The 25,195-nt window shown below is 63.9% G+C and carries 21 protein-coding genes and 1 tRNA gene; 10 read left to right on the top strand and 12 right to left on the bottom strand.

What is annotated here, in order from left to right; genetic code table 11:
- The first annotated feature begins 42 nt into the window (after positions 1-42).
- The 3 genes from ASILVAE211_RS15905 to ASILVAE211_RS26045 all read left to right on the top strand — a co-directional run bounded on the left by ASILVAE211_RS15905 (position 43) and on the right by ASILVAE211_RS26045 (position 3,322).
- The gene (locus tag ASILVAE211_RS15905; RefSeq protein ID WP_227322328.1) at positions 43-1,911 is read left to right on the top strand and encodes a CHASE3 domain-containing protein; all 1,869 of its coding nucleotides are present in this window, start codon (positions 43-45) and stop codon (positions 1,909-1,911) included.
- Between the two features lie 134 nt (positions 1,912-2,045).
- Entirely contained in the window at positions 2,046-3,017 is a 972-nt protein-coding gene (locus ASILVAE211_RS15900; RefSeq protein ID WP_227322327.1) for a S1C family serine protease, read from the top strand.
- Between the two features lie 170 nt (positions 3,018-3,187).
- Positions 3,188-3,322, top strand: coding sequence for a hypothetical protein (locus tag ASILVAE211_RS26045; RefSeq protein WP_264478906.1), 135 nt, complete (start codon positions 3,188-3,190; stop codon positions 3,320-3,322).
- Between the two features lie 82 nt (positions 3,323-3,404).
- On the opposite strand, the gene glnA is transcribed toward ASILVAE211_RS26045, so the two are convergent.
- Together glnA and ASILVAE211_RS15890 are read right to left on the bottom strand one after the other, a co-directional pair.
- Positions 3,405-4,829, bottom strand: a complete 1,425-nt coding sequence (gene glnA, locus ASILVAE211_RS15895) for a type I glutamate--ammonia ligase (protein ID WP_227322326.1) — start codon at positions 4,827-4,829, stop codon at positions 3,405-3,407.
- Positions 4,830-4,935: 106 nt separating this feature from the next.
- Positions 4,936-5,274: a P-II family nitrogen regulator gene (locus tag ASILVAE211_RS15890; RefSeq protein ID WP_227322325.1), complete on the bottom strand. Its 339-nt coding sequence runs from the start codon at positions 5,272-5,274 to the stop codon at positions 4,936-4,938.
- A 302-nt stretch (positions 5,275-5,576) separates the two neighbouring features.
- On the opposite strand from ASILVAE211_RS15890, the gene ASILVAE211_RS15885 reads away from it, so the two are divergent.
- Positions 5,577-6,776, top strand: a complete 1,200-nt coding sequence (locus tag ASILVAE211_RS15885; RefSeq protein WP_227322324.1) for an aminotransferase — start codon at positions 5,577-5,579, stop codon at positions 6,774-6,776.
- 62 nt (positions 6,777-6,838) lie between these two features.
- Positions 6,839-6,914 (top strand) — tRNA-His (locus tag ASILVAE211_RS15880).
- Between the two features lie 136 nt (positions 6,915-7,050).
- Here the strand turns inward: ASILVAE211_RS15880 and ASILVAE211_RS15875 are convergent.
- On the bottom strand, positions 7,051-7,617 hold the full coding sequence (locus ASILVAE211_RS15875) for a biotin transporter BioY (protein WP_227322323.1): 567 nt from the start codon (positions 7,615-7,617) through the stop codon (positions 7,051-7,053).
- A gap of 313 nt (positions 7,618-7,930) precedes the next feature.
- Between ASILVAE211_RS15875 and hemA the strand changes: the two genes are divergently transcribed.
- The 3 genes from hemA to ASILVAE211_RS15860 all read left to right on the top strand — a co-directional run bounded on the left by hemA (position 7,931) and on the right by ASILVAE211_RS15860 (position 12,609).
- Positions 7,931-9,142 (top strand): 5-aminolevulinate synthase, encoded by a 1,212-nt coding sequence (gene hemA / locus ASILVAE211_RS15870; RefSeq protein WP_227322322.1) that lies wholly within the window; start codon positions 7,931-7,933, stop codon positions 9,140-9,142.
- Positions 9,143-9,251: 109 nt separating this feature from the next.
- Positions 9,252-9,716: a CHRD domain-containing protein gene (locus ASILVAE211_RS15865; RefSeq protein ID WP_227322321.1), complete on the top strand. Its 465-nt coding sequence runs from the start codon at positions 9,252-9,254 to the stop codon at positions 9,714-9,716.
- A 247-nt stretch (positions 9,717-9,963) separates the two neighbouring features.
- Positions 9,964-12,609, top strand: a complete 2,646-nt coding sequence (locus tag ASILVAE211_RS15860) for a Hint domain-containing protein (RefSeq protein ID WP_227322320.1) — start codon at positions 9,964-9,966, stop codon at positions 12,607-12,609.
- A 46-nt stretch (positions 12,610-12,655) separates the two neighbouring features.
- Here ASILVAE211_RS15860 and ASILVAE211_RS15855 read toward each other — a convergent pair whose 3' ends face one another.
- Complete coding sequence (locus tag ASILVAE211_RS15855; protein WP_227322319.1) at positions 12,656-13,297, bottom strand: TetR/AcrR family transcriptional regulator; 642 nt, start codon at positions 13,295-13,297, stop codon at positions 12,656-12,658.
- 111 nt (positions 13,298-13,408) lie between these two features.
- Entirely contained in the window at positions 13,409-14,134 is a 726-nt protein-coding gene (locus ASILVAE211_RS15850; RefSeq protein WP_227322318.1) for a DUF3313 family protein, read from the bottom strand.
- A 139-nt stretch (positions 14,135-14,273) separates the two neighbouring features.
- Between ASILVAE211_RS15850 and ASILVAE211_RS15845 the strand changes: the two genes are divergently transcribed.
- Both ASILVAE211_RS15845 and ASILVAE211_RS15840 read left to right on the top strand, forming a co-directional pair.
- Positions 14,274-14,498, top strand: a complete 225-nt coding sequence (locus ASILVAE211_RS15845; RefSeq protein WP_227322317.1) for a hypothetical protein — start codon at positions 14,274-14,276, stop codon at positions 14,496-14,498.
- Between the two features lie 2 nt (positions 14,499-14,500).
- Positions 14,501-14,698, top strand: coding sequence for a hypothetical protein (locus ASILVAE211_RS15840; protein WP_227322316.1), 198 nt, complete (start codon positions 14,501-14,503; stop codon positions 14,696-14,698).
- Between the two features lie 33 nt (positions 14,699-14,731).
- On the opposite strand, the gene ASILVAE211_RS15835 is transcribed toward ASILVAE211_RS15840, so the two are convergent.
- The 7 genes from ASILVAE211_RS15835 to cysQ form a co-directional block, all read right to left on the bottom strand.
- The gene (locus ASILVAE211_RS15835) at positions 14,732-15,709 is read right to left on the bottom strand and encodes an ABC transporter permease (protein ID WP_227322315.1); all 978 of its coding nucleotides are present in this window, start codon (positions 15,707-15,709) and stop codon (positions 14,732-14,734) included.
- A complete protein-coding gene (locus ASILVAE211_RS15830; RefSeq protein ID WP_227322314.1) occupies positions 15,706-16,710 on the bottom strand; it encodes an ABC transporter permease in 1,005 nt (334 codons plus the stop codon). Before ASILVAE211_RS15830 ends, ASILVAE211_RS15835 begins: the two co-directional genes overlap by 4 nt.
- Positions 16,711-16,728: 18 nt before the next feature.
- Positions 16,729-18,228 carry a sugar ABC transporter ATP-binding protein gene (locus ASILVAE211_RS15825; protein WP_227322313.1) on the bottom strand — a complete coding sequence of 500 codons (1,500 nt, stop codon included), beginning with the start codon at positions 18,226-18,228 and terminating at the stop codon, positions 16,729-16,731.
- Positions 18,229-18,230: 2 nt separating this feature from the next.
- Complete coding sequence (locus ASILVAE211_RS15820; protein ID WP_227322312.1) at positions 18,231-19,328, bottom strand: sugar ABC transporter substrate-binding protein; 1,098 nt, start codon at positions 19,326-19,328, stop codon at positions 18,231-18,233.
- Between the two features lie 217 nt (positions 19,329-19,545).
- Entirely contained in the window at positions 19,546-23,283 is a 3,738-nt protein-coding gene (locus ASILVAE211_RS15815; RefSeq protein WP_227322311.1) for a glycoside hydrolase family 99-like domain-containing protein, read from the bottom strand.
- Between the two features lie 79 nt (positions 23,284-23,362).
- A complete protein-coding gene (locus ASILVAE211_RS15810; protein WP_227322310.1) occupies positions 23,363-24,334 on the bottom strand; it encodes an L-threonylcarbamoyladenylate synthase in 972 nt (323 codons plus the stop codon).
- A 2-nt stretch (positions 24,335-24,336) separates the two neighbouring features.
- Positions 24,337-25,116, bottom strand: a complete 780-nt coding sequence (gene cysQ, locus ASILVAE211_RS15805; RefSeq protein WP_227322309.1) for a 3'(2'),5'-bisphosphate nucleotidase CysQ — start codon at positions 25,114-25,116, stop codon at positions 24,337-24,339.
- Positions 25,117-25,195 lie beyond the last annotated feature (79 nt).

Below are 25,195 nucleotides of genomic sequence, written 5' to 3'. Positions count from 1 at the left end.
CGCACGCCGCCGCGCCGCTATTTCCTTGTCCAGCCGAGTCTGATGATAGAGCTTCCGCGAACGCAATCCCGCTACGGCCTCGCCGCCGTTCTATCGGTTTTTGCTCTGCTGCTGGTCATGACGATCGGTGCTTTTGCCTTTTTGCAGGTCGCGCATGGCGCGCGCAGCGAAAGCGAAGCCGCCGACCACCGCAAATGGATGCTTCTGTCTCTGTTGCAAACGGTGGTCGATGACGAGACGGGGCAGCGGGGCTATCTGCTGACCGGCGATCCCCGCTATCTGCAACCGTATAAGGCTGCTGTCGGCAAGGTGTCTGCCGATATCGCGGCGCTCGAACGCAGTGCGGGCGCGAGCCGGTCCCCGCGGCAGGCTTTCGATACGCTGGCCACGACCGTGACGGCAAAGATGACGGAGCTGAATACCACGATCGTCCTCTACCGCGCCGGCAATCAGACAAGCGCCATCGCTATCGTGCACAGCAATCTCGGCATCGACAAAATGGATGCCATCCGGGGCCAGATCGCGACCCTCACCCACAGGGAAGACGAGCGCATCGCGGTACTGGACCAGCGGCTGGCGTCCTACGCCATCCTGCTGCGCGTCATCGTTGTCGTGACATCCGTCGTGCTCTTCGCCACGGCGGTCCTGATCATCTGGTATCTTCTGCGCGCCCTCGGAGAAACGGCGGCGGCGGCGGCGGCAGTCCGGCGCGCCAATGCGGAAATTCTGTCGCAGACGCGGCAGCGCGAACAGGCCGAGACACAGCTCCGGCAGATACAGAAGATGGAATCCCTCGGCCAATTGGCCGGCGGCCTCGCGCACGACCTGAACAATATGCTGGCGGTTATCATCGGCAGTCTCGCTGTCTTCAAGCGGCGCCATGATCGTGGCGAAACCGGTCTGGCCCGGTATATCGAGGCGGCAGAGGAGGCGGCCGGCAATGCCGCCACCGTCACCCAGCGGATGCTCGCCTTTTCGCGTCAGCAATCCCTGGCGCCGCGCTATCTCGACGTCAATCGTTTCGTGTCCAGCACGTCGGAATTGCTGCGTCACGCCATGGGCGGGTCCGTTGCCCTGGAAACCGTGCTGGCCGGCGGGCTTTGGCCGGTCTTCGCCGATTCCAACCAGTTGGAGAATGCCCTGCTCAATCTCGCGATCAACGCGCGGGACGCGATGCAGGATGGTGGGCGGCTGACGATCGAAACCTCGAACGCGCATCTGGATGACGCCTATGCGGCCGCCAATCCGGAATGCCGGGCCGGGCAATATGTCCTGGTCGCGATTACCGATACGGGCAGCGGCATGAAGCCCGACATCATGGCCCGTGCCTTCGACCCCTTCTTCACCACCAAGGGCGTCGGCAAAGGCACCGGCCTCGGCCTGTCGCAGGTCTATGGTTTCGTCAAGCAATCGAATGGTCACATCAAGATCTATTCTGAGATCGGCCAGGGGACCACGATGAAGGTCTATCTGCCGCGTCATATCGGCGCGGCGGCGTCAGACCAGCCTGCGCGCCTGGCGGCCAGCTTGCCCATGGGCGAGGCTGGAACGGTGATCCTGGTCGTGGATGACGAAGCGCCCGTGCGGCAAGTGACGGCCGAGACCCTGCGGGAACTGGGCTACACGGTGCTGGAAGCCGCAAGCGGCGCCGAGGCCCTGCCTTTGCTGGACGCGCATCCCGATATCGCGGTGCTTCTGACGGATGTGATGATGCCGCAGATGAACGGCCGCCAATTGGCGGAGGCGGCCGGCCGACGCCGTCCCGGGCTGCGCGTGCTCTTCGCCTCGGGCTATACGCGCAATGCGGTCGTTCACAACGGCATCATCGATCCGGGCGTGCATCTTCTCTCCAAACCCTTCACCATTGACGAACTGGCACGCAAGTTGAGGGATGTGCTTGGCGGAGCATGACGCGATGTCGTCTCGGCACGGGCATGACGGTTGCACGCCGGCTTGGCCGACATCATTGTCTGTTCCGACCATATGAGGTCCGGCGGCCGTCCCTGGTCTTGCACCGCCTGACTTGCTGATCCGGAGCAGTGATTATGCCTAAGGGTAGTTCCATCCCCACCGAGCTGCAGCCCGATCCGGCGCATTACGCCTTCGATCTGGAGACGGCCCTGGCGGCGATCGTCAGCCTGCGCGTCACCGCGCCGGCGGACGCTTTCACAGCCTCGGCGCTCGGGACGGAGCGGGAGGGGTCTGGCGTCGTCATCCGCGATGACGGGCTGATCCTAACCATCGGCTATCTGGTGGCCGAGGCCGAAACGATCTGGATCACGGCCGGGGACGGCCAGCTGCTGCCCGGCCATGCGCTGGCCTATGACGCGGAAACCGGCTTCGGCCTGGTGCAGCCCCTCGGCCGTCTGAAGGTCCAGGCCATGGAACTCGGCCAGAGCGCGCAGGTCGAGCTCGGCCAGCCGGCCATTTTCGCCTCCGCCGGCGGTCGTCGCATGGCGATCGAGACGCGCATCGTCGGCCGACAGGAATTCGCGGGCTATTGGGAATATCTGCTCGACGACGCCTTTTTTACCGCGCCCGCTCATCCCTTCTGGGGTGGCGCCGCCCTCATCAGCCGTGAGGCCAAGCTGCTCGGCATCGGCTCGCTCAGCCTGCAGCAGGACGACGCGCGGGGAAACCGGCTCGATATGAACATGGTCGTGCCGATCGATCTGCTGCATTCCGTCTTCGGCGATCTGACGCGCTACGGCCGCGTCAATCGCCCGGGTACGCCCTGGCTCGGCATCTATGCCATGGAGGAGGAGGAGCGGGTGCTGATCGGTGGTGTCGCTGAAGGTGGCCCGGCGGATCTTGCTGGTCTGCGCCAGGGCGATCAGGTGCTGGCGCTGGACGGGGAGGAGATTCTCAGCCTTGCCCATCTCTGGCGGTCGGTGCGGGGGCGCGGCACGGCGGGGGCCAGGGTTACGCTCTCCGTGCAGCGCGACGAGCGCGAGCTGCGCGTGCCTATCGCGACCGTCGACCGTCATCAGCTGCTGAAGGGGCCGCGCCTGCATTGAGACGCCGGACACGGCCGGTCTTGCTGTAACAGGCATGGCGTCCAGACCGCCCGTGTGACAGGTTGGCGTTCCAGCTGATGGCTGGCGCAGAGCATTGGCCGCGCCCCCTCACGCAGCGGGTGGCACGCCTCCGCCTGCGGCACGATAGACAACAGCCGAGGAGACGCAGCATGGCCAAAGGTCGTGACAAAGGTGGGCGCGAGCCCAAGAAGCCGAAAGCGGACAAGAAGACGCTGGCGCCGTCGCAGTCCCCCTTCAAGCAGGCGCCGCCTCTGCCCACCAAGGGCAGCGCCAAAAAGGACTGACGCTGTCCGATGGGATCGGCTGAAACGCAAAAGGGGCGCCCCGCGAAGGGCGCCCCTTTTTTGTCTCAATCGCGAGAGCGATTTAGACGGAGTAGTACATCTCGAACTCGACCGGGTGCGGCGTGTGCTCGAAGCGGTACACTTCCTTGTATTTCAGCTCGATGTAAGCTTCGATCATGTCCTTCGTGAAGACATCGCCCTGCAGCAGGAAGTCATGGTCGGCGGCGAGGTTGTCCAGCGCTTCGCGCAGGCTGCCGCAAACGGTCGGGATTTCCTTCAGCTCTTCCGGCGGCAGGTCGTACAGATCCTTGTCCATGGCGTCGCCCGGATGGATCTTGTTCTTGATGCCGTCGATGCCGGCCATGGCGATCGCCGAATAGGCCAGATAGGGGTTCGCGGTCGGGTCGGGGAAGCGGACTTCGACGCGCTTGGCCTTCGGGCTGGTCGTGTAGGGGATGCGGCAGGAGGCCGACCGGTTGCGCGCCGAATAGGCGAGCAGCACGGGGGCTTCGAAGCCCGGGATCAGGCGCTTGTAGCTGTTCGTCGACGGATTGGTGAAGGCGTTGATGGCCTTCGCGTGCTTGATGATGCCGCCGATGAAATACAGACACATTTCGGACAGATCGGCGTAGCCGTTGCCCGCGAAGAGCGGCTTGCCGTCCTTCCAGATGGACTGGTGGGTATGCATGCCCGAGCCGTTATCGCCATAGATCGGCTTCGGCATGAAGGTGGCCGTCTTGCCGTAGCTGTGGGCGACGTTGTGCACGCAGTACTTATAGATCTGCATGTCGTCGGCCATCTTCGTCAGCGTCTGGAACCGGGTGCCCAGTTCGTGCTGGCTCTGCGCCACTTCATGATGGTGCTTCTCGATGATGAGGCCCATCTCGCCCATGGTGGAGAGCATCTCGGCGCGCAGGTCGACATCGCCGTCAACCGGGGCGACCGGGAAATAGCCGCCCTTGACGGACGGGCGATGGCCCATATTGCCTTCCGGATAGTCCTTCAGGGACGAGCCGGGGCCTTCGATGCTGTCGAGCTGGTAGGTGCCGAAATTGCCGCCCGTGCCGAACTTGACGCTGTCGAAGATGAAGAACTCGGCTTCCGCGCCGACCACGATGGTGTCGCCGATACCGGTCGTCTTCAGGTATTCCTCAACGCGCTTCGCGGTCGAACGCGGGTCGCGGGTATAGCCCTGGCCGGTGGAGGGTTCCACGATGTCGCAGAACAGGATCAGCTGCGGCTTGGCGGTGAAGGGATCCATGACGGCGGTATCCGCGTCCGGCATCAGGATCATGTCGCTCTCGTTGATCGCCTTCCAGCCGGCGATCGACGAACCGTCGAACATGATGCCGTCAACGAAGGAATCTTCGTCGATCGTCGACACATGCTGGGCGGTGTGCTGCCACTTGCCCTTCATATCGGTGAAGCGCAGATCCACATATTCGACTGAATGTTCCTGGATCATTGCCATGACCTTCTGAACACCCGTCAGGGACTCACTCGCCATCCTGAAATCCTCATTCATGCGTTTTAAGCGTGGTGGTCTGCTGTGACACAGACCGGATCATATGGCCATGCGCTGGGGCATGGCCGCTTCGGCCAGTCTTTCGGAGTTAGACGGCGTCTGCGCCGCGTTCCCCCGTCCGAATGCGAATTACTTCCTCGATGGTGCTGATGAAGATCTTGCCGTCGCCGATGCGGCCGGTGCGGGCGGCGTTCATGATCGCCTCAACCGCGCGCTCGGCGACGCTGTCCTCGCAGACCAGCTCGATTTTCACCTTGGGCAGGAAATCCACCACATATTCGGCGCCGCGATACAGCTCGGTATGGCCCTTCTGGCGACCGAAACCCTTGGCTTCAACGACGGTAATGCCCTGCAGGCCGACTTCGTGCAGAGCCTCTTTCACCTCGTCGAGCTTGAAAGGTTTGATAACGGCCTCGATTTTCTTCATCGCATCCTCGTAGCGGGTCGGGTGAACCCGGGGCTGAGGCCCCATGCAAACTGGCGGCCAGAGCGCCTAAGGGCACCTTTTATGCGGCGGCAAACTCGCACGGCCAGCCTTGGCCTGCAATTGGCCGCGCGGCTCCTGACGTGTTTTTCATGAAGGAAAGCGGGTAAAGCCTGCTGTTTGGGCGATTGCCTGCGTCTTTTGCCCGCAAAGCGTACACAGAATCGCAAGGCCGGTCGGCAGCGCGGCCGATTGTTTCCCGGCGTGGTTTTCGCCAAATTACGCGAGGTCGAGGGAGTTTTGACGTGAAGCCAGCCAATAGCCTGCTTGCCAATACGGGAACGACGATTTTCACGGTCATGTCCGCCTTGGCCGTCCGCCATCAGGCGATCAATCTCGGCCAGGGTTTTCCCGATACCGAAGGCCCGGCCGATGTCGTGGCCGCCGCCGCCGCCGCGTTGCAGGACGGGCGCAACCAGTATCCGCCGCTGACCGGCGTGCCGGAACTGCGTCAGGCCGTGGCCGCCGCCAATCAGCGCTTCTACGGGCTCGATATCGATGCCGACCGTGAGGTCGTCGTTACCTCAGGCGCGACCGAGGCCATCACTGCGTCCCTGATGGCGCTGATCGATCCGGGCGACGAGGTCGTGCTGATCGAGCCACTGTACGACACCTACCTGCCGGTCGTGAAACTTCTGGGCGGGGTGCCGAAACTGGTGCGCCTCGCGCCGCCGGAATGGGAATTGCCGCGCGCCGAACTGGCCGCCGCCTTCGGCCCGAAGACCAAGGCCATTCTGCTCAACAGCCCGATGAACCCGATCGGCAAGGTCTTTTCGGCCGAGGAACTGGGCTTCATCGCGTCGCTTCTGGAGCAGCACGATGCCTATGCCGTCTGTGACGAGGTCTATGAGCATCTCGTTTTCGACGGGTTGCGCCATATTCCGCTGATGACCCTGCCGGGCATGCGCGAGCGGTGCCTGCGTATCGGTTCCGCCGGCAAGACTTTCAGCCTGACCGGCTGGAAGGTCGGCTATATCACCGGCCCGGCGGCGCTGATGGGCGTGGTCGCCAAGGCGCATCAGAATCTGACCTTCACCACCGCGCCTAATCTTCAGCGCGCCGTCGCCCTGGGTCTGGCCAAGGACGACGCCTATTTCGCCGGCCTCTCGGCCGATTTGCAGGCGCAGCGCGACCATCTGGTGACGGGGCTGACGGCGGCCGGCTTCAAGACGCTGCCCTCAGGCGGCAGCTATTTCGTGCTGGCTGACTACGCCGCGCTCGATTCGGACGGCGACGACGCCGCTTTCTGCATGAAGCTGGCGGAGCGGGCGGGTGTCGTCGCCATTCCGCTTTCAGCCTTCTATGCGGGCGAAAAGCCGCGCCATCATGTGCGCTTTGCCTTCTGCAAGCAGACCCATGTTCTGGATGAGGCGATTACGCGCCTGACCCGCTACTTCGGCGCGGGGCAGAAAACCGCGCAAGCGGCGTTGACGGCCGCGGACTGATCGGTCTAAACGGCGGTCCTCGGCGCTTTGATGACAAGATCAAGGCAGCCGCAGACAGGGTGGCGGTCGTAGCTCAGTTGGTAGAGCGCCAGGTTGTGGTCTTGGATGCCGTGGGTTCGAGCCCCATCGATCGCCCCAGTCGCCCTGTCTTTTTCTTCCCAAAACAGTGGCTAGACCGCGTGGGACGCCGCATCGGCGCTCGTGCGCGCATCCAATAAAAAAGCCGCGTCCGAATGCCGGACGCGGCTTTTTTTTACAGCGCGATGATGCCCGCTTAGCTGGCGCGCAGCATGCGGCCGGAACGATAGAGCAGAACCGCCATGGCCAGCTTGGTCGCCTCAGCCGGCAGGAAGGGAACCAGGCCGAAAGCCAGCGCCTTCTGCGCGCCGAACAGCACGGCGAGCCAGGCGATGCCGGGCACATAGATGACGGCGATGCCGGCGATGAAAGCGGCGATGGTGCCGAGCCAGCCGCGCATGATGCCGCGCGAGGCGCAATAGCCCATCAGCGCCGAGGCGGCGAGGAAGCCGAACAGATAGCCGCCCGTCGGGCCGACCAGATAGGCAAGCCCCGCGCCCGAGGTGAAGACCGGCAGGCCCAGCGCGCCGGCGACCAGATAGGCGGCCAAGGTCGCTTCCGCGAGGCCGCTGCCATAGACGGCCGAGAGCAGCAGGATGGTGCCGCTCTGCATGGTCATGGACACCGGCCAGAAGGGGATCGAAATATGCGCGGCGGCGGCGATAAGGCAGACGCCGAGGCCGATCGCGACCGCTTTCAGCGGCAAGGGCAGGCTATTCGGCCGGATGCGTCCGGCGGGGATGGTCTTCGCCTGTGCGGGCATGGGCAACTCCAAAACGGCAGGGGCGGGCGGGCAGCCAGGCTGAGCTTTCAGTGCAGCGAGTGCAGCTTAGGCCTTGTTCTTCACGCACCGCGAGAGGCCCCCATGCTGCCTGTCCGCGCGCTGGCGCGCAAGCAAGTCCTGCGCGCGGCATCGCAAAAAGCCGCCCGAATCGGCGGAAAGAGGGATGTTTTGATCTGGATCAGGGTCCGCCGGCGTGCCTATGCTATGGCTGTGAAGGGCGGCTGGCATTCGCCCAGACAGGTGCCGCGCCGGGGCGCCACGCGCTTATTGTGCGCTGCGGGAGAATTGCCGAATGACCGATTTTATCACCCATTGCCAAGCCCATCTGGCGGACATCAAGGCCCAGGGCCGTTACCGGCACTTCACGCCCTTGCAGCGCGAGGCTTCGACTTTTCCGGTCTATCGCATGGAGATCGGCGGAGAGACCCGGCCCGTCACCGTCTGGTCAGCCAATGACTATCTCGGCATGGGTGTCGATCCCGCAGTCATCGCCGGCGGGCGCGATGCGCTGGAGCATCTGGGCGCCGGGGCGGGCGGCACGCGCAATATCGGCGGCACCTCGCCGCTGCATGATGCGCTGGAAGCCGAACTCGCCAGTCTGCATGGCCGTGAAGCCGCGCTGCTGTTCAGCTCGGGCTTCGTCTCCAATCAGGCGACGCTGAATGCCATCCTGCGCAGCCTGCCGGGCTTCATCTGCTTTTCGGATGAGAAGAACCACGCCTCGATGATCGCGGGCATCAAGAACAGCCCGGCCACCTGCCACGTCTTCCGCCATAATGATCTGGCGCATCTGGAAGCGCTGCTGGCCGCAGCGCCGGCCGATGCGCCGAAGCTGATCGCCTTCGAAAGCGTCTATTCCATGGATGCCGATATCGCGCCCATCGGCGCCATCTGCGACCTCGCCGACAAATACGGCGCGCTGACCTATCTGGACGAGGTTCATGCCGTCGGCATGTATGGCCCGACGGGCGGCGGCGTGTCGGAGCGTGACGGTGTCGCGCATCGCCTGACCATCATCGAAGGCACGCTGGCCAAGGCTTTCGGCGCCCATGGCGGCTATGTCGCGGGCGATGCCGTGGTGATCGACTTCATCCGTTCCACCGCCCCCGGCTTCATCTTCACCACCTCGCTGCCGCCGGCCGTGGTGGGGGCGGCGCTGACCAGCATCCGGCAGATCCGCCGTGACGATGCGCGGCGCGCGACGCTTTTCGCCAATGCGGAATTGCTGAAGGCCAAGCTGGATGCGGCCGGCCTGCCGCGCATGCCCTCCGTCAGCCATATCGTGCCGCTGATGATCCGCGACGCCGATCTGTGCCGCGAGGTCAGCCGTCTGCTGCTGGAACGTCACGGCCATTACGCGACGCCGATCAATTACCCGACCGTGCCGCGCGGCACCGAGCGCCTGCGGCTGACGCCGACGCCGCTGCATACCGAGGCGATGATGGATGACCTCATCGCGGCGCTGACCGCAATCTTTGCGGCCTTGGGTCGTCAGGCGGCTTAAGCGTATAAAAACGCCCGGTAATCATCCTGTCATATCGCTTTAGGGCAGGATGGTTCATGTAGAGTTTCCGGCGCGTATGTGCCTGTCGTTTCAGACCAAGGAAGAGTTCATGAAGCAGTCCATCGTTTCATCCAGCCGGCGCGGGCTTCTGTCCTTCGCGGCCGTGGCCGCCTTCGCCGTGGCCGGGCTTGCCGGCCTGTCCGCCGCCCATGCCGATCCGGTGACGCTGACGGCGAAGCTGGTGCCCGTTACCGGCGCTCCGCCGACCGGCATCGGCCATGTGACGGCCACCTATGATCCTGCGACCGAAACTTTGAGCTGGCAGGTCGACTATGCCGGCCTGTCCGGCCCGGTTCTGGCCGCGCATATCCACGGCCCCGCGACGCCGGGCATGGACGCGCCGGTGGTGGTTCCCTTCACGCCGCCTTTCCCCAGCCCCTTCGCGGGCAAGGCGACGCTGACGCTGGATCAGGTCTCGCAGCTTCTCGGCGGCCTTTACTACGTCAACCTGCATACCCAGGCTTTCCCGGGCGGCGAAATCCGCGGCCAGTTGAACGTGCAACCGAGCAACTGATTGCTCGCCGGATGTTCTGAAAAGCCCCGCACAGGAAGGTGCGGGGCTTTTTTTGTTTTAGAACTATTTCAAAAAGAGAAGCCAAAGGCTAAGTCGCAGTTTGCTCGATTTTGATTGGGCAGCTTTACGAGTGAAGATAGCTCACTCTAAAATGAAAATACGCATATCAATGCCAGATCAATTTAATACGTTTTCAAAATTTTGTGTTTGTTGATCAAGATACAATCTTGGGAAGGCCGTCTCGCTTATGTCTGACACCACGATTTCTTATGGCACGGTCAGTTCCGGCCTGGTTCTGAGCAGCGGCGATGTGCTGGACGTATTATCGGGCGGCACGGCCGATCTGACGGTGGTGAGTGCTGGCGGCATTGCCTATGTGTCGGCGGGCGGGACGGAGATCAGCACGGTGGTTCTGTCCCGTGGTCTGGACGATGTTCTAAGCGGCGGTATCGCGAGCGGCACGGTGATCAGCACCTATGGCGATGAGCAAGTCTATGGGGCTGCGGTTGACGCTGTGGTGGACGTGGGCGGTTCACAGACGGTTTTGAATGGTGGATCGGCGCTGGATTCGACCGTTCAAGGAACACAGACGGTCTATTCCGGTGGCGTGAGCAGCGATACCAAGCTCGAATTCGGTTCTGAGACGGTTTCTGCCGGCGGTGTAGCGAGTAATACAATTGTTGGCATTCTGAGCGGTTTCGGGGGAGATCTGGGATTGCTGTATGTCTCTTCAGGAGGGACTGCGGTCGATGCGGATGTTCAAGACGGTCTTGTATATATCTCGTCGGGTGGCTCGGCTGTTGGCGGCACGGTTCTCGATGGTTCCGTCCTTGTATACAACGGTGGCGTCGCAACGGGCGTTGTTGTTAGCAGCGGTGGCCTGGAGGCGGTTGGCGATTCTATTGGATCAAGCCTGGCCGTTGCGAGCGCGGCGGAGATTGCCGGTGGTACGCTGGAACTGACGAGCGGTGGCAGCCTCACGGGTGGCGTCACCTTCACCGGCAGCGGCCCCGGCTTGCTGGAGATTGACACATCGACGATGCCGACGACGGTGGTCAGCGGTTTCGGTGCTTCGGACGAGATCGATCTGACGACGGTGGCCTTCACCAATTCCGGCACGGTGGCGCTGAATACGAGCACGGATGTGCTGACGGTGACGGAAGGCGGTTCCAGCTACAGTTTGCAACTCGATGGCGACTATACAGGCACTACCTTCAATCTGACGCGGGATACCGCATCTGGTACCGTCATTCAGATCGACAATGGCAGCACGACCACGATTTCTTATGGCACGGTCAGTTCCGGTCTGGTTCTGAGCAACGGCGATGTGCTGAATGTTCTGTCCGGTGGCTTGGCCGATCTGACGGTGGTGAGTGCCGGCGGCATTGCCTATGTGTCGGCGGGCGGGACGGAGATCAGCACGGTGGTTCTGTCCCGTGGTCTGGACGATGTTCTAAGCGGCGGTATCGCGAGCGGCACGGTGATCAGCACCTATGGCGATGAGCAAGTCTATGGGGCTGCGGTTGACGCTGTGGTGGACGTGGGCGGTTCGCAGACGGTTTTGAATGGTGGATCGGCGCTGGATTCGACCGTTCAAGGAACACAGACGGTCTATTCCGGTGGCGTGAGCAGCGATACCAAGCTCGAATTCGGTTCTGAGACGGTTTCTGCCGGCGGTGTAGCAAGTAATACAATTGTCGGCATTCTGAGCGGTTTCGGGGGAGATCTGGGATTGCTGTATGTCTCTTCAGGAGGGACTGCGGTCGATGCGGATGTTCAAGACGGTCTTGTATATATCTCGTCGGGTGGCTCGGCTGTTGGCGGCACGGTTCTCGATGGTTCCGTCCTTGTATACAACGGTGGCGTAGCAACGGGCGTTGTTGTTAGCAGCGGTGGCCTGGAGGCGGTTGGCGATTCTATTGGATCAAGCCTGGCCGTTGCGAGCGCGACGGAGATTGCCGGCGGCACGCTGGAACTGACGAGCGGTGGCCGTCTGACCGGAGGGGTGACCTTCGTCGGCAGCGGCCCAGGTTTGCTTGAGATCAGCGCGACAACGATGCCGACGACGGTAATCAGCGGTTTCGGCGCTTCGGACGAGATCGACCTGATGACGGTGGCGTTCACCAGTTCCGGCACGGTGGCGCTGAATGCGAGCACGGATGTGCTGACGGTGACGGAAGGTGGGTCCAGCTACGCGCTGCAACTCGCAGGCGATTACACAGACACCACATTCAATCTCACCCCCGATACAGGATCGGGCACCGTTATCGGTGTCGTGGACGTGCCATGCTTCGCCGCCGGCACGCACATCATGACGAAGCGTGGGCCAGTCGCTGTTGAAGACCTCACCCTCGGCGATCATGCGATTATTGAAGATGGTCGGTCCATGCCGATCCAATGGATCGGACATCGGAATGTCGACTGCCGCCGCCATCCGGCACCCGCCAAAGTCTGGCCGGTCCTGGTCGAAGCGCATGCCTTTGGCCCGGGCGTACCGCAGCGCGACCTGCGCCTTTCACCGGACCATGCGATTTTCGCGGCTGGCGTGCTGATCCCGGTCAAGCATCTGATGAACGGCACGATGATTCGTCAGGTCGAGGTCGATTCCATCACCTATTTCCATGTCGAACTGGCGCAGCATCTCATCATCCTGGCGGAAGACCTGCCGGTGGAGAGCTACCTCAACACCGGTGATGCCAGCAGTTTCGCGAATGCCGAAACGCCTACGGCCCTGCACCCGGCTTTCGGCTCCGAGGCCCGCGACATTGCTCTGGTCATGGATGCACGGGGTTACGCGCCGCTGCGGGTGACGGGACCGGAGGTGGCGGCAGTGCGGTCCGCCTTGGCCGTTCGTGTAGAAATGCGTGAACAGCAGCGCCTTTGGGCGAGTTGAGCCTTCAGCTATACGATGCCCGCGGCGTTATGCCGCGGGCTTATTGTCAGCGGCCGGCGCGGGGCTTGGGCTTCTTGCCGGTGTCAGGCTTTGTTTTCTCGGCCTTCACCGGCTTCGTCTTTTTAGCGCCGGCGCCATCCCAGAATTGCGCATCCTGAAGACGGTCGAATAATGTTTCGCGCTCTTCCGGGGAGAAGGGCGACAGGCCCAGCAGCGTCGTCAGGTTGAGCCCCCAGGCCGCCACCAGACGCAGATGGGCGCAGTCCTTGTTATCCGTCTCGGCATCCACTTTTTTCAAAGCCTGCATGATGCCGGCCCGCATGCTCTCCAACCGGCTCGGCTCCTCAGCCGCCGCCCCGATCAGCGCGTAGAACAGGGAACTTCCGGTCGTCGTGCCTTCGCGTAGCACCGCAATCTGCGCCGCGAGTTCAGGCTGCGGCAGTGCCGCCTCATTGGCGGCCAGAAAATCGCTCTTGAATTGCGCGAAATGATCGCTGTGCCGTTGAAGCAGCGCCTGTAGCACCAGTTCCTTGCTGCGGAACTGATGCATCAGACCGCCCTTGCTGATGCCGCTTTCGCGCACGATGGCGTCCAGCGTCAGCCGGCCCGCGCCTTCGCGGGCGATGACGGTCAGGGCCGCATCGAGGATCGCATTGCGCGTGCGCTCGGATCGGCTGGCATTATCCATGAGTTTTTCCTGACGGTCGCGTGCCGACCTGACGCTGAGGCATTGGGCTCTATGCCCTAGCATCAGGCGACATGCAAAAACAATCCGACCGGTTCGCTTTGATCTGCCGCCTCAATTGGCGGCGGCGACCTGCGCATTAGCTTTGGTCAATTCGGTCGCCAGCAGTTTCGAGGACAGAGAGAAAGCGCGCTTGGCATGGCCGTAGGGCAGCCACTGGCCCATGAAATTCCAGGGCATGCCGTTGTTGTAGGTTGCCACCTCAACCAGAACGTCTCCGGTCCGCGCATCCGTCGCCATCAGTTCCTCGCTCGCGCCACCGGGCGCCGGCGGCGGGATGGGCGGCGCCATGCCGCCTGCGGCGGCGGCCCCCATGCCGACGACCATCGGCACGGCATTGTAATACCACTGGCTGCGCCGCAGATCGGTAATGGCGGCCGCCACTTTGATGACGCCGGCGCAGTCTCCGCAATCGCTGCCGTCGATGATGGTGTAGTGCGGGCTTAAGGCTTTGACGATATCGTCGCGGAAGGCCGTGCTCATGCGGTCGATCTGCGCGGGCGTGAGATGCGCGGCGCCCTTCACGGGCCGCCACGCCACCGGTGCCACCATGACCTTGTCGTATCGGCTCTGGGCCAGTTGCGGCGCTACGTAGATAAGATCGTCGCTATGGCCGGGCGTGTGCTGCATGGCGCCGTAATTGGGCAGAAAGCCCGTCTCGGTCACATGCTGGCCGGCGCAGCCGGCGACCAGACCGATGACGGAAAGCGCCGTCGCCCGTCTGAGGAAAATAATGGGATGAAACGACGATTTATCAAAGTTGGTGGAGATTGTGGGCATGATGGGGATGTCCGATCCGGTGATGATGTCCCGATCCTTAGCGTCGCTTGACCAGACCGTCTAGTCGGTTTATAAATAAAAACAATACAGACGGTTTATAGACGTGACGCCACGTCCTGTTCCGGAGGAGTTTTTGCGGATGAGTTCCATCATGACCGGTCTGCCTGCCCAGAGCCCGTCACCCGATCACGGTGACGAATTCAGCCTGCCGCGCCATCCGGTGTTGAAACTGGCTTTCTGGACATCGACCGCGCTTTTCATCGGCATCAGCCTGGGCCTGCTGATATCGCAATGGACGTCTTTCGGGACGCCGCAATGCGGCGACACCAGTGGCGCCTTTGTCGCGGCGCCGGCGGCCCATTAGCCATGTCGGATTTCGTTCAGGCCGCGCGGGCGGACTATCTGGCCGCCGATGACATCGATCGGGTGACAAGCGGCAGCGGCGGCCGCATGCGCCGGCTGGCTGGCGTCTTCGGCAAACTCGCCGCGTTTCTGCTGGTGACGGGCTGCCTGCTTTACCCCGTCATGGCCATCGGGTTTTCCGTCTATCTGCGGGTCTTGTGACGTCCTGACCCGCAGATAGCGGAGACCGCCTTATCAGCCGTTCTCTTCCTCGCGGCCATACAGCAGCAGCAGCGCCAGGATCACCACGCCATAGACGATGCTGCGGCCGTAATCCGGCATGTTGAAGGCCAGCAGCACGCTCACCAGCACGGTCAGGCTGATGGCCCCGGCCACCGAGCCAAGGTAATGGCCACGCCCGCCCAGGATATAGACGCCGCCGATGACGACGGCGGCGATGGACTGGAACAGATAGGGGTCGCCCATGCCGAGCGCCGCCTGTCCGCCGAAACCCACCAGCATGATGCCGGCGAGCGCGGAGAAGAAGCCGCTCAGCGCATACAGCACGATGGTCACGCCCGAGACATGGATGCCGGCTAGGTGGCTGGCCCGCGCGTTATTGCCGACCGTATAGGTCATCCGTCCGAAGCGCGTCATGGCCAGCAGGAAGGACACCACGATGATGATGGCGATCCAGATCCACAGCACGATGGGCAGGCCCAGGAAGCTGTGATGCACGGCCGCCTGCACCACGGGCGGAGCATAGGCACCGCAGCTTGTACAGGTCATGCCGCCCGACAGGCCCAGCGTCAGCCCCTGCATGATGCCGTTCATGGCCAGCGTCATCACCACGGCTGGAATGCCCAGAAGTGCCACGCCCGCGCCGTTCAGCGCGCCGACCGCTGCCCCCATGCCCAGCGTCAGCGCCAGCGCCGGTATCGCCCGCGCGTCATGGCCGAGCGAGCTTGTCACCATCAGGATGGCGCCCGCATTCAGCACCCATGGCACCGAGAGGTCGATGCCGCCGATGAGAATGACGAAAGTCTGCCCGGCGGCTACGATGCCGACGAAGGAAGCCACGACAAGAATGGCGCGGATGCCGCTGGGGCTGGCAAAGCCCGGTCGCACCAGTTCGCCGATGATGAACAGGATGATGCCGGCCAGGAAGGCATACAGAATGCGGCGCCGTTCCCGGTTGAGGAAGGGCTGCTTACGGGTTGTGGCGGCACTCATCGCCGGCGCCTCACGATCTGACCGATGACATTGGCGGCAATCACCGCGGCGAGCAGGAACAGGCCCTCGTAGAAGGTCTGATACAGCGGATCGATATGGGCGAAGAACAGGATGTTCACGACCATGACGGTGACGAAGGCGCCGAACAGCGCGCCGAGCCCGCTGCCGCGTCCGCCGAACAGGCTGACACCGCCCAGCACGGCGGCGACGATGGAGGTGAGCGTATAGGTGTCGCCCGTGGTGGCGTCGCCGGCGGTCGCGTTCGCCGCCAGAAACAGCCCGGCGCAGGCGGAAGCGACGCCGCCCAGCATATAGGCCAGGATCGTCGTCCGTTTGACGGAAATGCCATGGCTGCTGGCCGCCATCGCGTCATTGCCGATGGCAAAGACCGAGACGCCCAGGCGCGTGCGGCGGAAGATGGCCCATAGGATGCCGATGAGCGGAATATAGATCAGCGACAGCGGCACATTCGGGTTGGCCAGCACGCCGGTGAAGCCCGGCGGCATGGCGCCGCCCGGCTGCGGCAGAATTTTGATGGCGATGCCCTGGAAGATCGACAGCGTCGACAGCGTCACCAGAATGGGCTGCAACCGCCCGACCGCGACCAGCACGCCGTTGAGCAGGCCGCATAGCGCACCGATACCCAGGATGGCGATGGTCCAGATCGTGGTCGAAACCGGCCCGCCCATCAGTGTCAGGGCTGCCACCGCATTCGTCAGATCGATGACGCCGCCGACCGAGAGGTCGATGCCGCGTGTCAGCACAACCAAAGTCTGGGCCAAGGCCGCGAAGGCCAGCGGCATGGTATTGTTCAGCGTCGAGGTCAGCTCATAGCCGCCGGGCAGGCGATGCTGGGTCGCGATATAAAGCCCGCAATAGAGGATGATGCAGGCGACCAGCAGCGCGACGACCAGCGCCAGGCCGATATTCTGCGTCAGCGCGTGCGACAGACGGGAGCGGCGCGGGCCGCTGGCTGCCAGGATGGTTTCGGGTATGGGCATCTTTGTGCTCAAATCTTCTCAGGCGGCGCGATGGTCGCGCACGGCGGCGGAGACGATGTCCTCGGCCGTGATGCCGGGGGCGTGCAATTCAGCCGCGACCACGCCCTCGCGCATGACGAGGACACGGTGGCAGAGATGCGCCAGTTCTTCGGCATCGCTGGAATAGAACAGGATGGCATGACCGGAGCGGGCCAGTGAGGCGACCAGCTCGTAGATTTCATGCTTGGTCGCCACATCAACGCCGCGCGTCACGTCATACAGAAGAAGAATCTGGCATTCCGTCTCCAGCCAGCGGCCGAGCAGCACCTTCTGCTGATTGCCGCCCGACAGCGCGCCGACGGCAAGGCCGATGCCGGCCGTGCGCACGCGCAGGCTGTCCACCACATGCTGCGCCGCGCGGCGCTCTTCCTGCGGCTTCAGAATGCCGAAGCGCGTCAGGCGCTTCAGGATGGCGAGGGAGGCATTGTCCCGCACGCTCATGCGCAGCAGCAGGCCCTCGGTCTTGCGATCTTCCGGCACCAGGGCGATGCCGCTGGCAATCGCCGCGCGCGGCGAGCGGAATTTCTTTTCTTTTCCTTGCACGGTCAAAGTGCCGCCGCTGGCATGGGCATCGCCGAAAACGGTGCGGAACAATTCCCGGTGGCCGTGTCCGGCCAGACCGCCGACCCCCAGAACCTCGCCCTGATGCAGCGCGAAAGAAACCTGGCGCAGATTGGGGCCGGATAGGCTGCGCGCTTCCAGCATCACCGGCGCTGCGGCGGGGCGCGGGGTGAGGGGCGGGTATAGCGCTTCCACCCGCCGTCCGGTCATCAGCCGCACGGCCTCGTCTTCATCGATATCGGTGAAAGTGCCGACATCGGCGCCGCCGCGAAAGATGGTGATGCGGTCGGCAATGCTGCGGATTTCTGCCCAGCGGTGGGAGGTGAAGACGATGCTGCACCCTTGTTCGCGCAGGCGGCGGATCTGCCCGAACAGCCATTCCACCTCGCGTTCCACCAGCGAGGATGTCGGCTCATCCAGGAACAGGATTTTCGGCGCGTGGGAGACAGCGCGGACGATTTCCACGGTCTGCCGCTCGGCCAGCGAAATATCCTCGACCAGCGCGCGCGGGTCGATATGCATGACGCCGTATCGCGCCAGCAGTGCATCCGCGTCGCGCAGTGTCGCCTGTCGACTGATGAGGCCTAGGGAGCTGCGCGGCTCCTGTTGCAGCAACAGGTTTTCCGCGACCGTCATCCAGGGCAGCAGCGTCAGTTCCTGAAACACGGTCCAGGCGCCGAGGTGATGCGCGGCCTGCGGCCCGTTAAGCGAGACCGCCTGGCCGCCGATGCGGATTTCTCCGCTATCGGGCCGCACGCGGCCGCCCATGATCTTGATCAGGGTCGATTTGCCGGCGCCGTTTTCGCCGACGAGGGCATGAACCTCGCCGGCTTGGGCGGTGAAGGACGCTTTCGTCAGCGCCGCGACACCGCCATAGGCTTTGCCGATATCGACCGCTTCGACAGCGGCAATGGTCACGATCAGGCTGCCGGCAGGTTGATGATGAGTTTCTGATCCGTGCAGGCGCTGCCGTCGATCGCCGCCTGAGCGCAGATATCGACCGGCGAGGTCGGGCCGCCCGCCGTGAAGTCATCGAAGAAACTGTCGGGCTGGTCAGCGAAGACGTTAACCCCGAGTTTCAGATCGGCATTGGACAGGAAGACGTTCGGCACGTCGATATTCTTCTTCGGATAGGTTCCGTTGAGGATACGACGGGCCAGTTCCAGCGCCATCAGGGACAGATAGGGCGGGCTGCCGGCGGAATAGCCGGTGACGGTATGGCCGCCGATGCCCAGCATCATCTTGCGGAAGCCGTTTTCCGCTTCGCCGGCGGTCGGCGGCAGCGGGCGGTTGGCGGAGATGAAGGCCTTCAGCACGCCATCCGTGCCGCCCTGGCACCAGATGGCGTCGATCTTGGGCAGCGACGGCAGAACGGCAGCCGTGTTGCGCTCGGCGGTGGAACTGTCCCACATGCCGGTGAAGCGGTTGACGACCTTGATGCCGGGATGCTGCGCCCAGACGCTGTCGGCACCCTTGTTGCGGTCCAGATCGACCTCGGTGCCGGCCACGCCCGTCACCATGATGACGTTACCCTGGCCGTTGATCTGTTTCACGATCCATTCGGCCCAGCCTTTGCCCAGATCATACTGGCTGATATTGACCTTGATGGCGGAGGGCGCGGTGACGCCGCTGTCGAAGCTCACGACCAGAATGCCGCGTGATGTCGCCTGATGAATGATGCCGTTCAGCGCGGTGGGCGAGGCCGCATCGATGACGATGGCGTCGACGCGTTCGGCGATCATATTCGACATCTGCTGCGACTGCTTGCTGACGTCATTGCCGGAATTATAGATCGAGCCCACGACCTCGGTCTTGAACGGGTCCATGGCGAGCGCCGCCTTGAAGACGTTTTCCATCTCCAGGCGCCATTTATTGCCGATATAGGAATTGGACAGCGCAATCTTGTAGGTCTTGCCCGAACTTTGCGCGAAGCTCGGTCGCGCAACCATCAGCGGCACGGCGGCAAGGCCGAGGCCGGCCGTCTGCAATAGATGTCGACGCGTGGCATGAATCGTCATGGTCAAGTTCCCCCCGGTTGTCTCTACGGACGTGTTTTCGCGGACAGTCTTGGCGTATTGTCGTTTTTAGGCGTTTTTTGCGGACGTCTGCCGATGTTCTATCGGTCAGCGCATAGCATCATGCGCCTTTCGGCCTTTGTCCAGAGACAAGGCGCATAAATCGGATCGTTTCGTGTCGACCGCCACCAAGCGCTTGGGACGCCTGATGGCTTTCGCGTCAGTGCAGGATGAGCTGCTCGGTGATTTCGTCCAGATAGATCGCCTGCCGCCGCTTCACCTTTGCGTCGAGCTTCAACCGCTTGGCGATGAAAGCCTGCACCTCGGCGATTTCATCGACATGGCGGCGCCCGTCCAGCGCGTGGGTAACGCTGCTCTGATGCCGCCGGTGGCGGTTCAGCGGCTCGGCCAGATAGGCGATGCGCGCCGCCGGCTGGCTCAGGATATCGGCATAGAGATACCAGTCACCGGCCACCTTGAAGTCCCGCAGCTTGTCGCCGCATCGGTCGAGGGCCGCCAGCAGCGCCTGCCGCCGCCACAGCACGCCGCTGACATTGAGGATCAGGTTGCGTTCAGACAGGCAGCGTTTCAGGAAATCGCGCCCGGCGAAATCACCGTCGATCTCCAGCAGGCCGGGGGCGGCGCGGTTGTAATAGGCCTTGTAGCTGTCGCTGAGGATGGTGCCGTCCTGGTCGATGGCGACGCTGTCGCTGAAGGCCATGACGGTATCGGGATTGGCCTTCAGCCGCCGCAGGCAATGGCTGAGGAAGCGCGGATCGCTTTCGTCATCGGCCTCGGCGATCCAGATAAACTCACCCGTCGCGGCCTCGGCGGCGCGGCGCCATTGCGCGAAGACAGAGCCGGAATTCTCGGTATTGGCGATGATGGTCACGGCGCGCTCGGCCTCTGCCGCCGTCGCTTCCGCGACCGCGATACTGTCATCGGTCGAGCAATCGTCCAGCAGGAGCACCTCCCGCACCGGGTTCCATTGCTGAAAGATCGTCTCCAGCCGCGCCGGCAGATGCCGGGCGTAATTGTAGTTGGGGACGGCCACGGACAGGCTGACCAGGGCCGCGTCGGTCAGGTCGATCAGCGTTTCCGTGTAGCGCTGGAAACTGAACTCCTGCCGGGCGACGGCCGACAGGCGCGCGCGCCGCGTGCGCGTGGCGGCGTCCTTGACCGAGGACAGCGCTACGGCGGCATCCGCCATGGCCGCCACATCGCCACGCGGCACCACCTGGCCCGCGTCGTGGGCTGCGATCAGTTCCGGAATGCCGCCCGATCCCGCGAAGGCCACGGTCGGAATGCCGGCACTCAGCGCTTCCAGCACGGTGGACGGGAAGGGGTCTTCGCGTGAGGTCAGCACGAAGACATCGGCCGCCGAAAACAGCACTTCCACATCGCGGCGGAACCCCAGCAGATGAAAGCGGCCGGTCGCCTTGGCGGCGGTGATCTCAGGCTCGAAATAGCTGGTCAGCTCGCGGTCCATATTGCCGGCCCAGGCCAGATGCGCGTCTGGCGCGACCGTCTGCACCTTCGCCCACACTTGCAGGAAGAGGTCGAAACCCTTGCGCATATCGGCATAGCCGACATTGAGAAACAGCGGCGCCTTGGGCGGAATGCCGAGCGTCTTGCGGGACGCCGCGCGCCGCGCCGCATCGAAGGGCAAGGTCTGGTAGATGCCCTGCGGCTTGATCAGCGTCTTGGGCAGAAAATCCTCGCCCGGCAGCGTCAGAAGCTGCAACAGCCCGTCACGCACGATGGCGGCCGGAAAGACGACGTGCCGTGCGGCGGTCAGGCCGCGCCGCGCCAGTTGCGTGAGGTTCTTTTCCCGGATCAGGCTGGGCAGTTCGTGCACCAGCAGCACGGTCGCGATCTCCGCGCTTTCCAGGATCGGGCAGGCGCCGCCCGCCGCGACCGTATTGATAATGGCGCGGCGGAAGCCGCGCGCCGCCAGCTTGGCCGCCTCAAGAGGGAGATCGGCGGCGCGTGTCAGCACGGTGACGGGTGCCACGGCATCATAATCCGGCACCATCGGGCCGCCGTCCAGCAGCAGGAATTCGACCACGACGCCGTGCAGGCGCTTCAGGTTCCGGGCGATGGCCAGAAGCAGGGTCTGCGCGCCGTGCCGATGCGCGTCATGGCCGACCAGCAGAAGCTTGCCATGGGCGATGTCGGGCGTTTCCGCGCTGACGGCGCGGGAGAGCGCGTTGAGATAGGCGGAGCCGAAATGCAGGTCCGGCTCCAGATAGGCGCCTTCGGCCCATTCGTTCCAGGCATTGATGCAAATGATGGGCTCGCCGAAGACCGGGTTGGCCTCGGCATCGCGCACCAGGGCCGCAACCCACTCGCCGAAATCGGCCGGCGTGCTGCCATGCAGCACCATGCCGCGCCCTTCGCGCCGCGCGTCATTGTCCCAGGACGGCACGGCGGTCTTGATCAGCGGAAAGGACGGCCGGGGTTCGGCGAGCGACACCGCGACCGTGTCCTGATAGCTGACGACATGGTTCTTGGCTTCCATGTCCAGCCATTCCAGGCTGGCATTGATCTTGGGCAGGCTGGCGGTGAGTTTGTGCGGCGGAAATTCGATAGCCGCATCCAACCCGTATTCCGCCGGGTCGATGGAATCGAACCCCTGGCCCATGACCAGGATGGGGTCTTCCTGGCAAAGGTCGCGGAACAGGCGGCGCCAGCGGGCGATGGTCTGCCGCGCTTCGGGGATCAGCCCGGGCCGGTAGATCATCAGCACCGGCCGTCCTTCCAGGCGGATATAGCGCGGATCGGCGAAATGGCGGCCGAAGGTGCGCACCAGATCCTCGTCCTCGCTCGGCCGGTAGTCCTGGCTGATCAGAACCTGCTCGTCATGCCCGTCCCAGCGGCGCGTCCAGTTCTCGTTCGCCCACATCAGGCAGAAGGGCATGTCCAGGCTGCGGTCGGAAAGCAGGATGTCCAGCGGCTTTTCCATTAGCCGATGGCCGTTGAACCAGTAGAAATAGAAGATGAACCCGCCAAGGCCGGCGGCCTGCGCCATGTCGATCTGCCGGCGCAGCGTCTCGGGGTTATCCAGCGTATAATGGCCGAGGTCACGCGGCGTGCGCGGCTGGTAATGGCCGGAAAAGCGCGGCATGCCGCGCGACAGATTGGTCCATTCCGTGAAGCCTTGCCCCCACCAGGCATTGTTCTCGGGCATAGGGTGATATTGCGGCAGGTAATAGGCCAAGGCGCGGACACGGACAGGCGTGCCGGCGGGCAGGGGCTCGAAAGGCTCGAAAGCCTCGCCGGGGCGGTTGAAGCGGGCAATCTCCCCGGGGATGGTCGCTTCCCGCAGCGGGCGCTTGGGATAGACCCCGGTCTCGCCCCGCCGTCGCTGATAGTCCAGCAGCGGGTTGACCCCCGGCTGCAGGCGCAGATAGCGGCTGCGATAGAAGCCGGTATCGAAATCGGGGGACGGGTCGCGATCCTCCCGGAAGCCCAGGTCCATGAAATGGATGAAGGCATCAAGGCCCGCCGACGCGACATCGGCATAAGTTTCGAGATAGAAACTGGTGTCGAAATCAGGATTGGGATTAACGCGCCCCGTCAGCCTTTCGCGTAGATAGTGGGCGAGACAAAGCTGATCAGCGCCGATCAGAAAGGTTTCGCGATACCAGACCGGATCGAAGAGTTCGGACGGCCGCCGTCCTTCGCGCTCTCCGAACTGGATGTAATGCACCAGCGGATTATGGCCGGTGGACGCCACATCCTCGTAATAGGTCAAGTACCAATTCGTATCGAAATAGAAATTGGGTTGCAGGCCCTGACGCCAGCCGATCGTTGCCCAATGCTGCAATGCGGTTGCCGGCGCTGCCTTATAGGTCGTGCAGTACCAGGCAAGATCGAAAAGCCCGCTCTGCGCGATGACGGCGAAGGCAACGGAATCGAGCCCGGTCTCCATCTCAGATTCGAATTGGCCATCCATCAGAAATGATCCGGGTTACGCATGGCGGCATAATGCGGAGCGGGCCGTCCGCGATCAATGGTTACTTGGCCGGTTTCCGTCACTTGGCCGGGTGCGCCGCGCGCCGCAGGCGGTCGTTGATCGCGCATCCGATTTCGCGATTCGGCACGGCCATGGCCGCGATTCCGCGCAAGCCCTGGCTTTGGCCGAGCGTATCGAGCGCCCGCAACCCCGCGAAAAGTTGCGCGGCCGCCTCGGTCAGGTCGCCGGCCGCGCTAAGGTTGAAGACAGCGCCGGCGCCGGGCAGAGGGGGGCCGAAGGCAAGCAGGGCTTCGTCGGCCGCCACCGTCTCGGCCGCCAGCCGCAGCGGCAGACGAGGCGCGTAATGCGCCAGCAACTGGCCGGGGGAGCGCGGCGCGGTCTGATCGGCACTGTCCGGCACCAGAATATCCCGCGCATGGGCCAGCAGCATCTCCAGCGTCACGCCGCCCGCCCGCAGCAGGGCCGGGCGGTCACCCGACAGGTCCAGCACCGTCGATTCCAGCCCGACCGCGCAGGGGCCGCCATCGATGACGGCCGCGATACGCCCGGCAAGCCCGTCCAGCACATGGGCGGCGGTCGTGGGGCTGACCCGGCCCGAGCGATTGGCCGAGGGCGCGGCGACAGGCCGGCCGACAGCTTGCAGCAGCCGATGCGCCAGGGGATGCGCAGGCACGCGCACGGCCTGGGTCGCCAGACCCGCGCCGGTAATCTCCGCCACCCGGCAATCGGGCTGGCGCGGCAGAACCAGGGTGAGCGGTCCGGGCCAGAAGGCCGCCGCCAGTTGTTCCGCCAAGGGCGTCGGCACGACATCGGTGAAGGCGGCGTCCGCGCTGGCGTAGTGGGCGATCAGCGGATTGAAGCTCGGCCGGTCTTTCGCGGCATAGATGCCGGCGACGGCAGCAGCGTCGCTCGCATCCGCGCCCAGCCCATAGACGGTCTCGGTCGGGAAGGCGACAAGCGCGCCTCCGCGCAGCAGGGCGGCTGCCCTGGCCAGACCGGCCTCGTCATCGGCCAGGCGCAGCGTCTCCAAGCTCAACTCCGGCCCATGCAGAAGAAGCCGGGATTTTCCCAGCCGGCCTTGCCATAGGTCAGGCGCGTGCCGTCATCCAGGCGGCAGACATGGCCGCCGGCGGCTTCCACCAGCGCCTGCGGGGCTGCGGTGTCCCATTCCATCGTGCGGCCACGCCGGGGATAGAAATCGGCCACGCCCTCCGCGATGCGGCAGAATTTGGCGGCCGAGCCCATCGGGATGGTGGCGGCGGTGGGCTGGCCCGCCAGCGCGGGCGGCAGCGCCGGCTGCCAGTCACCGTGAAAGCGCGACACCACCAGGGTCATGCCTTCCGGCGGCGGTCTGCGGGCGGTGATCGGCGTCTCGCCAGCAACATCCCGGCGGAAAGCGCCGAAATCCTTCATGCCGAGATAGACCTGTCCCAGCGCCGGCACGCCGACCACGCCCAGAACCGGCTCGCCATGGCGCACCAGACCGATATTGACCGCGAAATCATCCAGCCCGGCGACGAAGTCCCGCGTGCCGTCCAGCGGATCGACCAGCCAGAATTCATGCTCGGCGTCTGGCGCGATGCCGGCCGCCTGCTCTTCCTCGGCGATCACCGGCACGGTCGGGTCGGCGCGGCGCAGCCCGTCCAGGATCAGCGCTTCGGCGGCGGCATCGGCATCCGTCACCAGGGACCGGTCGGCCTTGCGGTCCACCGACATCCCGCGCGCGCGGATATCGAGAATCAGCGCGCCGGCACGATCCGCGAGGGCTGCCGCCAAATGCAGCAGGGCTTCATCCGAAGGGCGATAGGTCATAGACCGATGATAGACGGGCCGGGTGGCATGGCAAAGCCTGGCGTTGCTGTTAGTGTTGCATATCGACCATCTCCCGTAT

The sequence above is a fragment of the Acidisoma silvae genome (genome assembly GCF_020618775.1).
GTDB lineage: Bacteria > Pseudomonadota > Alphaproteobacteria > Acetobacterales > Acetobacteraceae > Acidisoma > Acidisoma silvae.
Note: the sequence above shows the minus strand (reverse complement) of the source record. Positions and strands in the feature narration are given on the sequence as shown.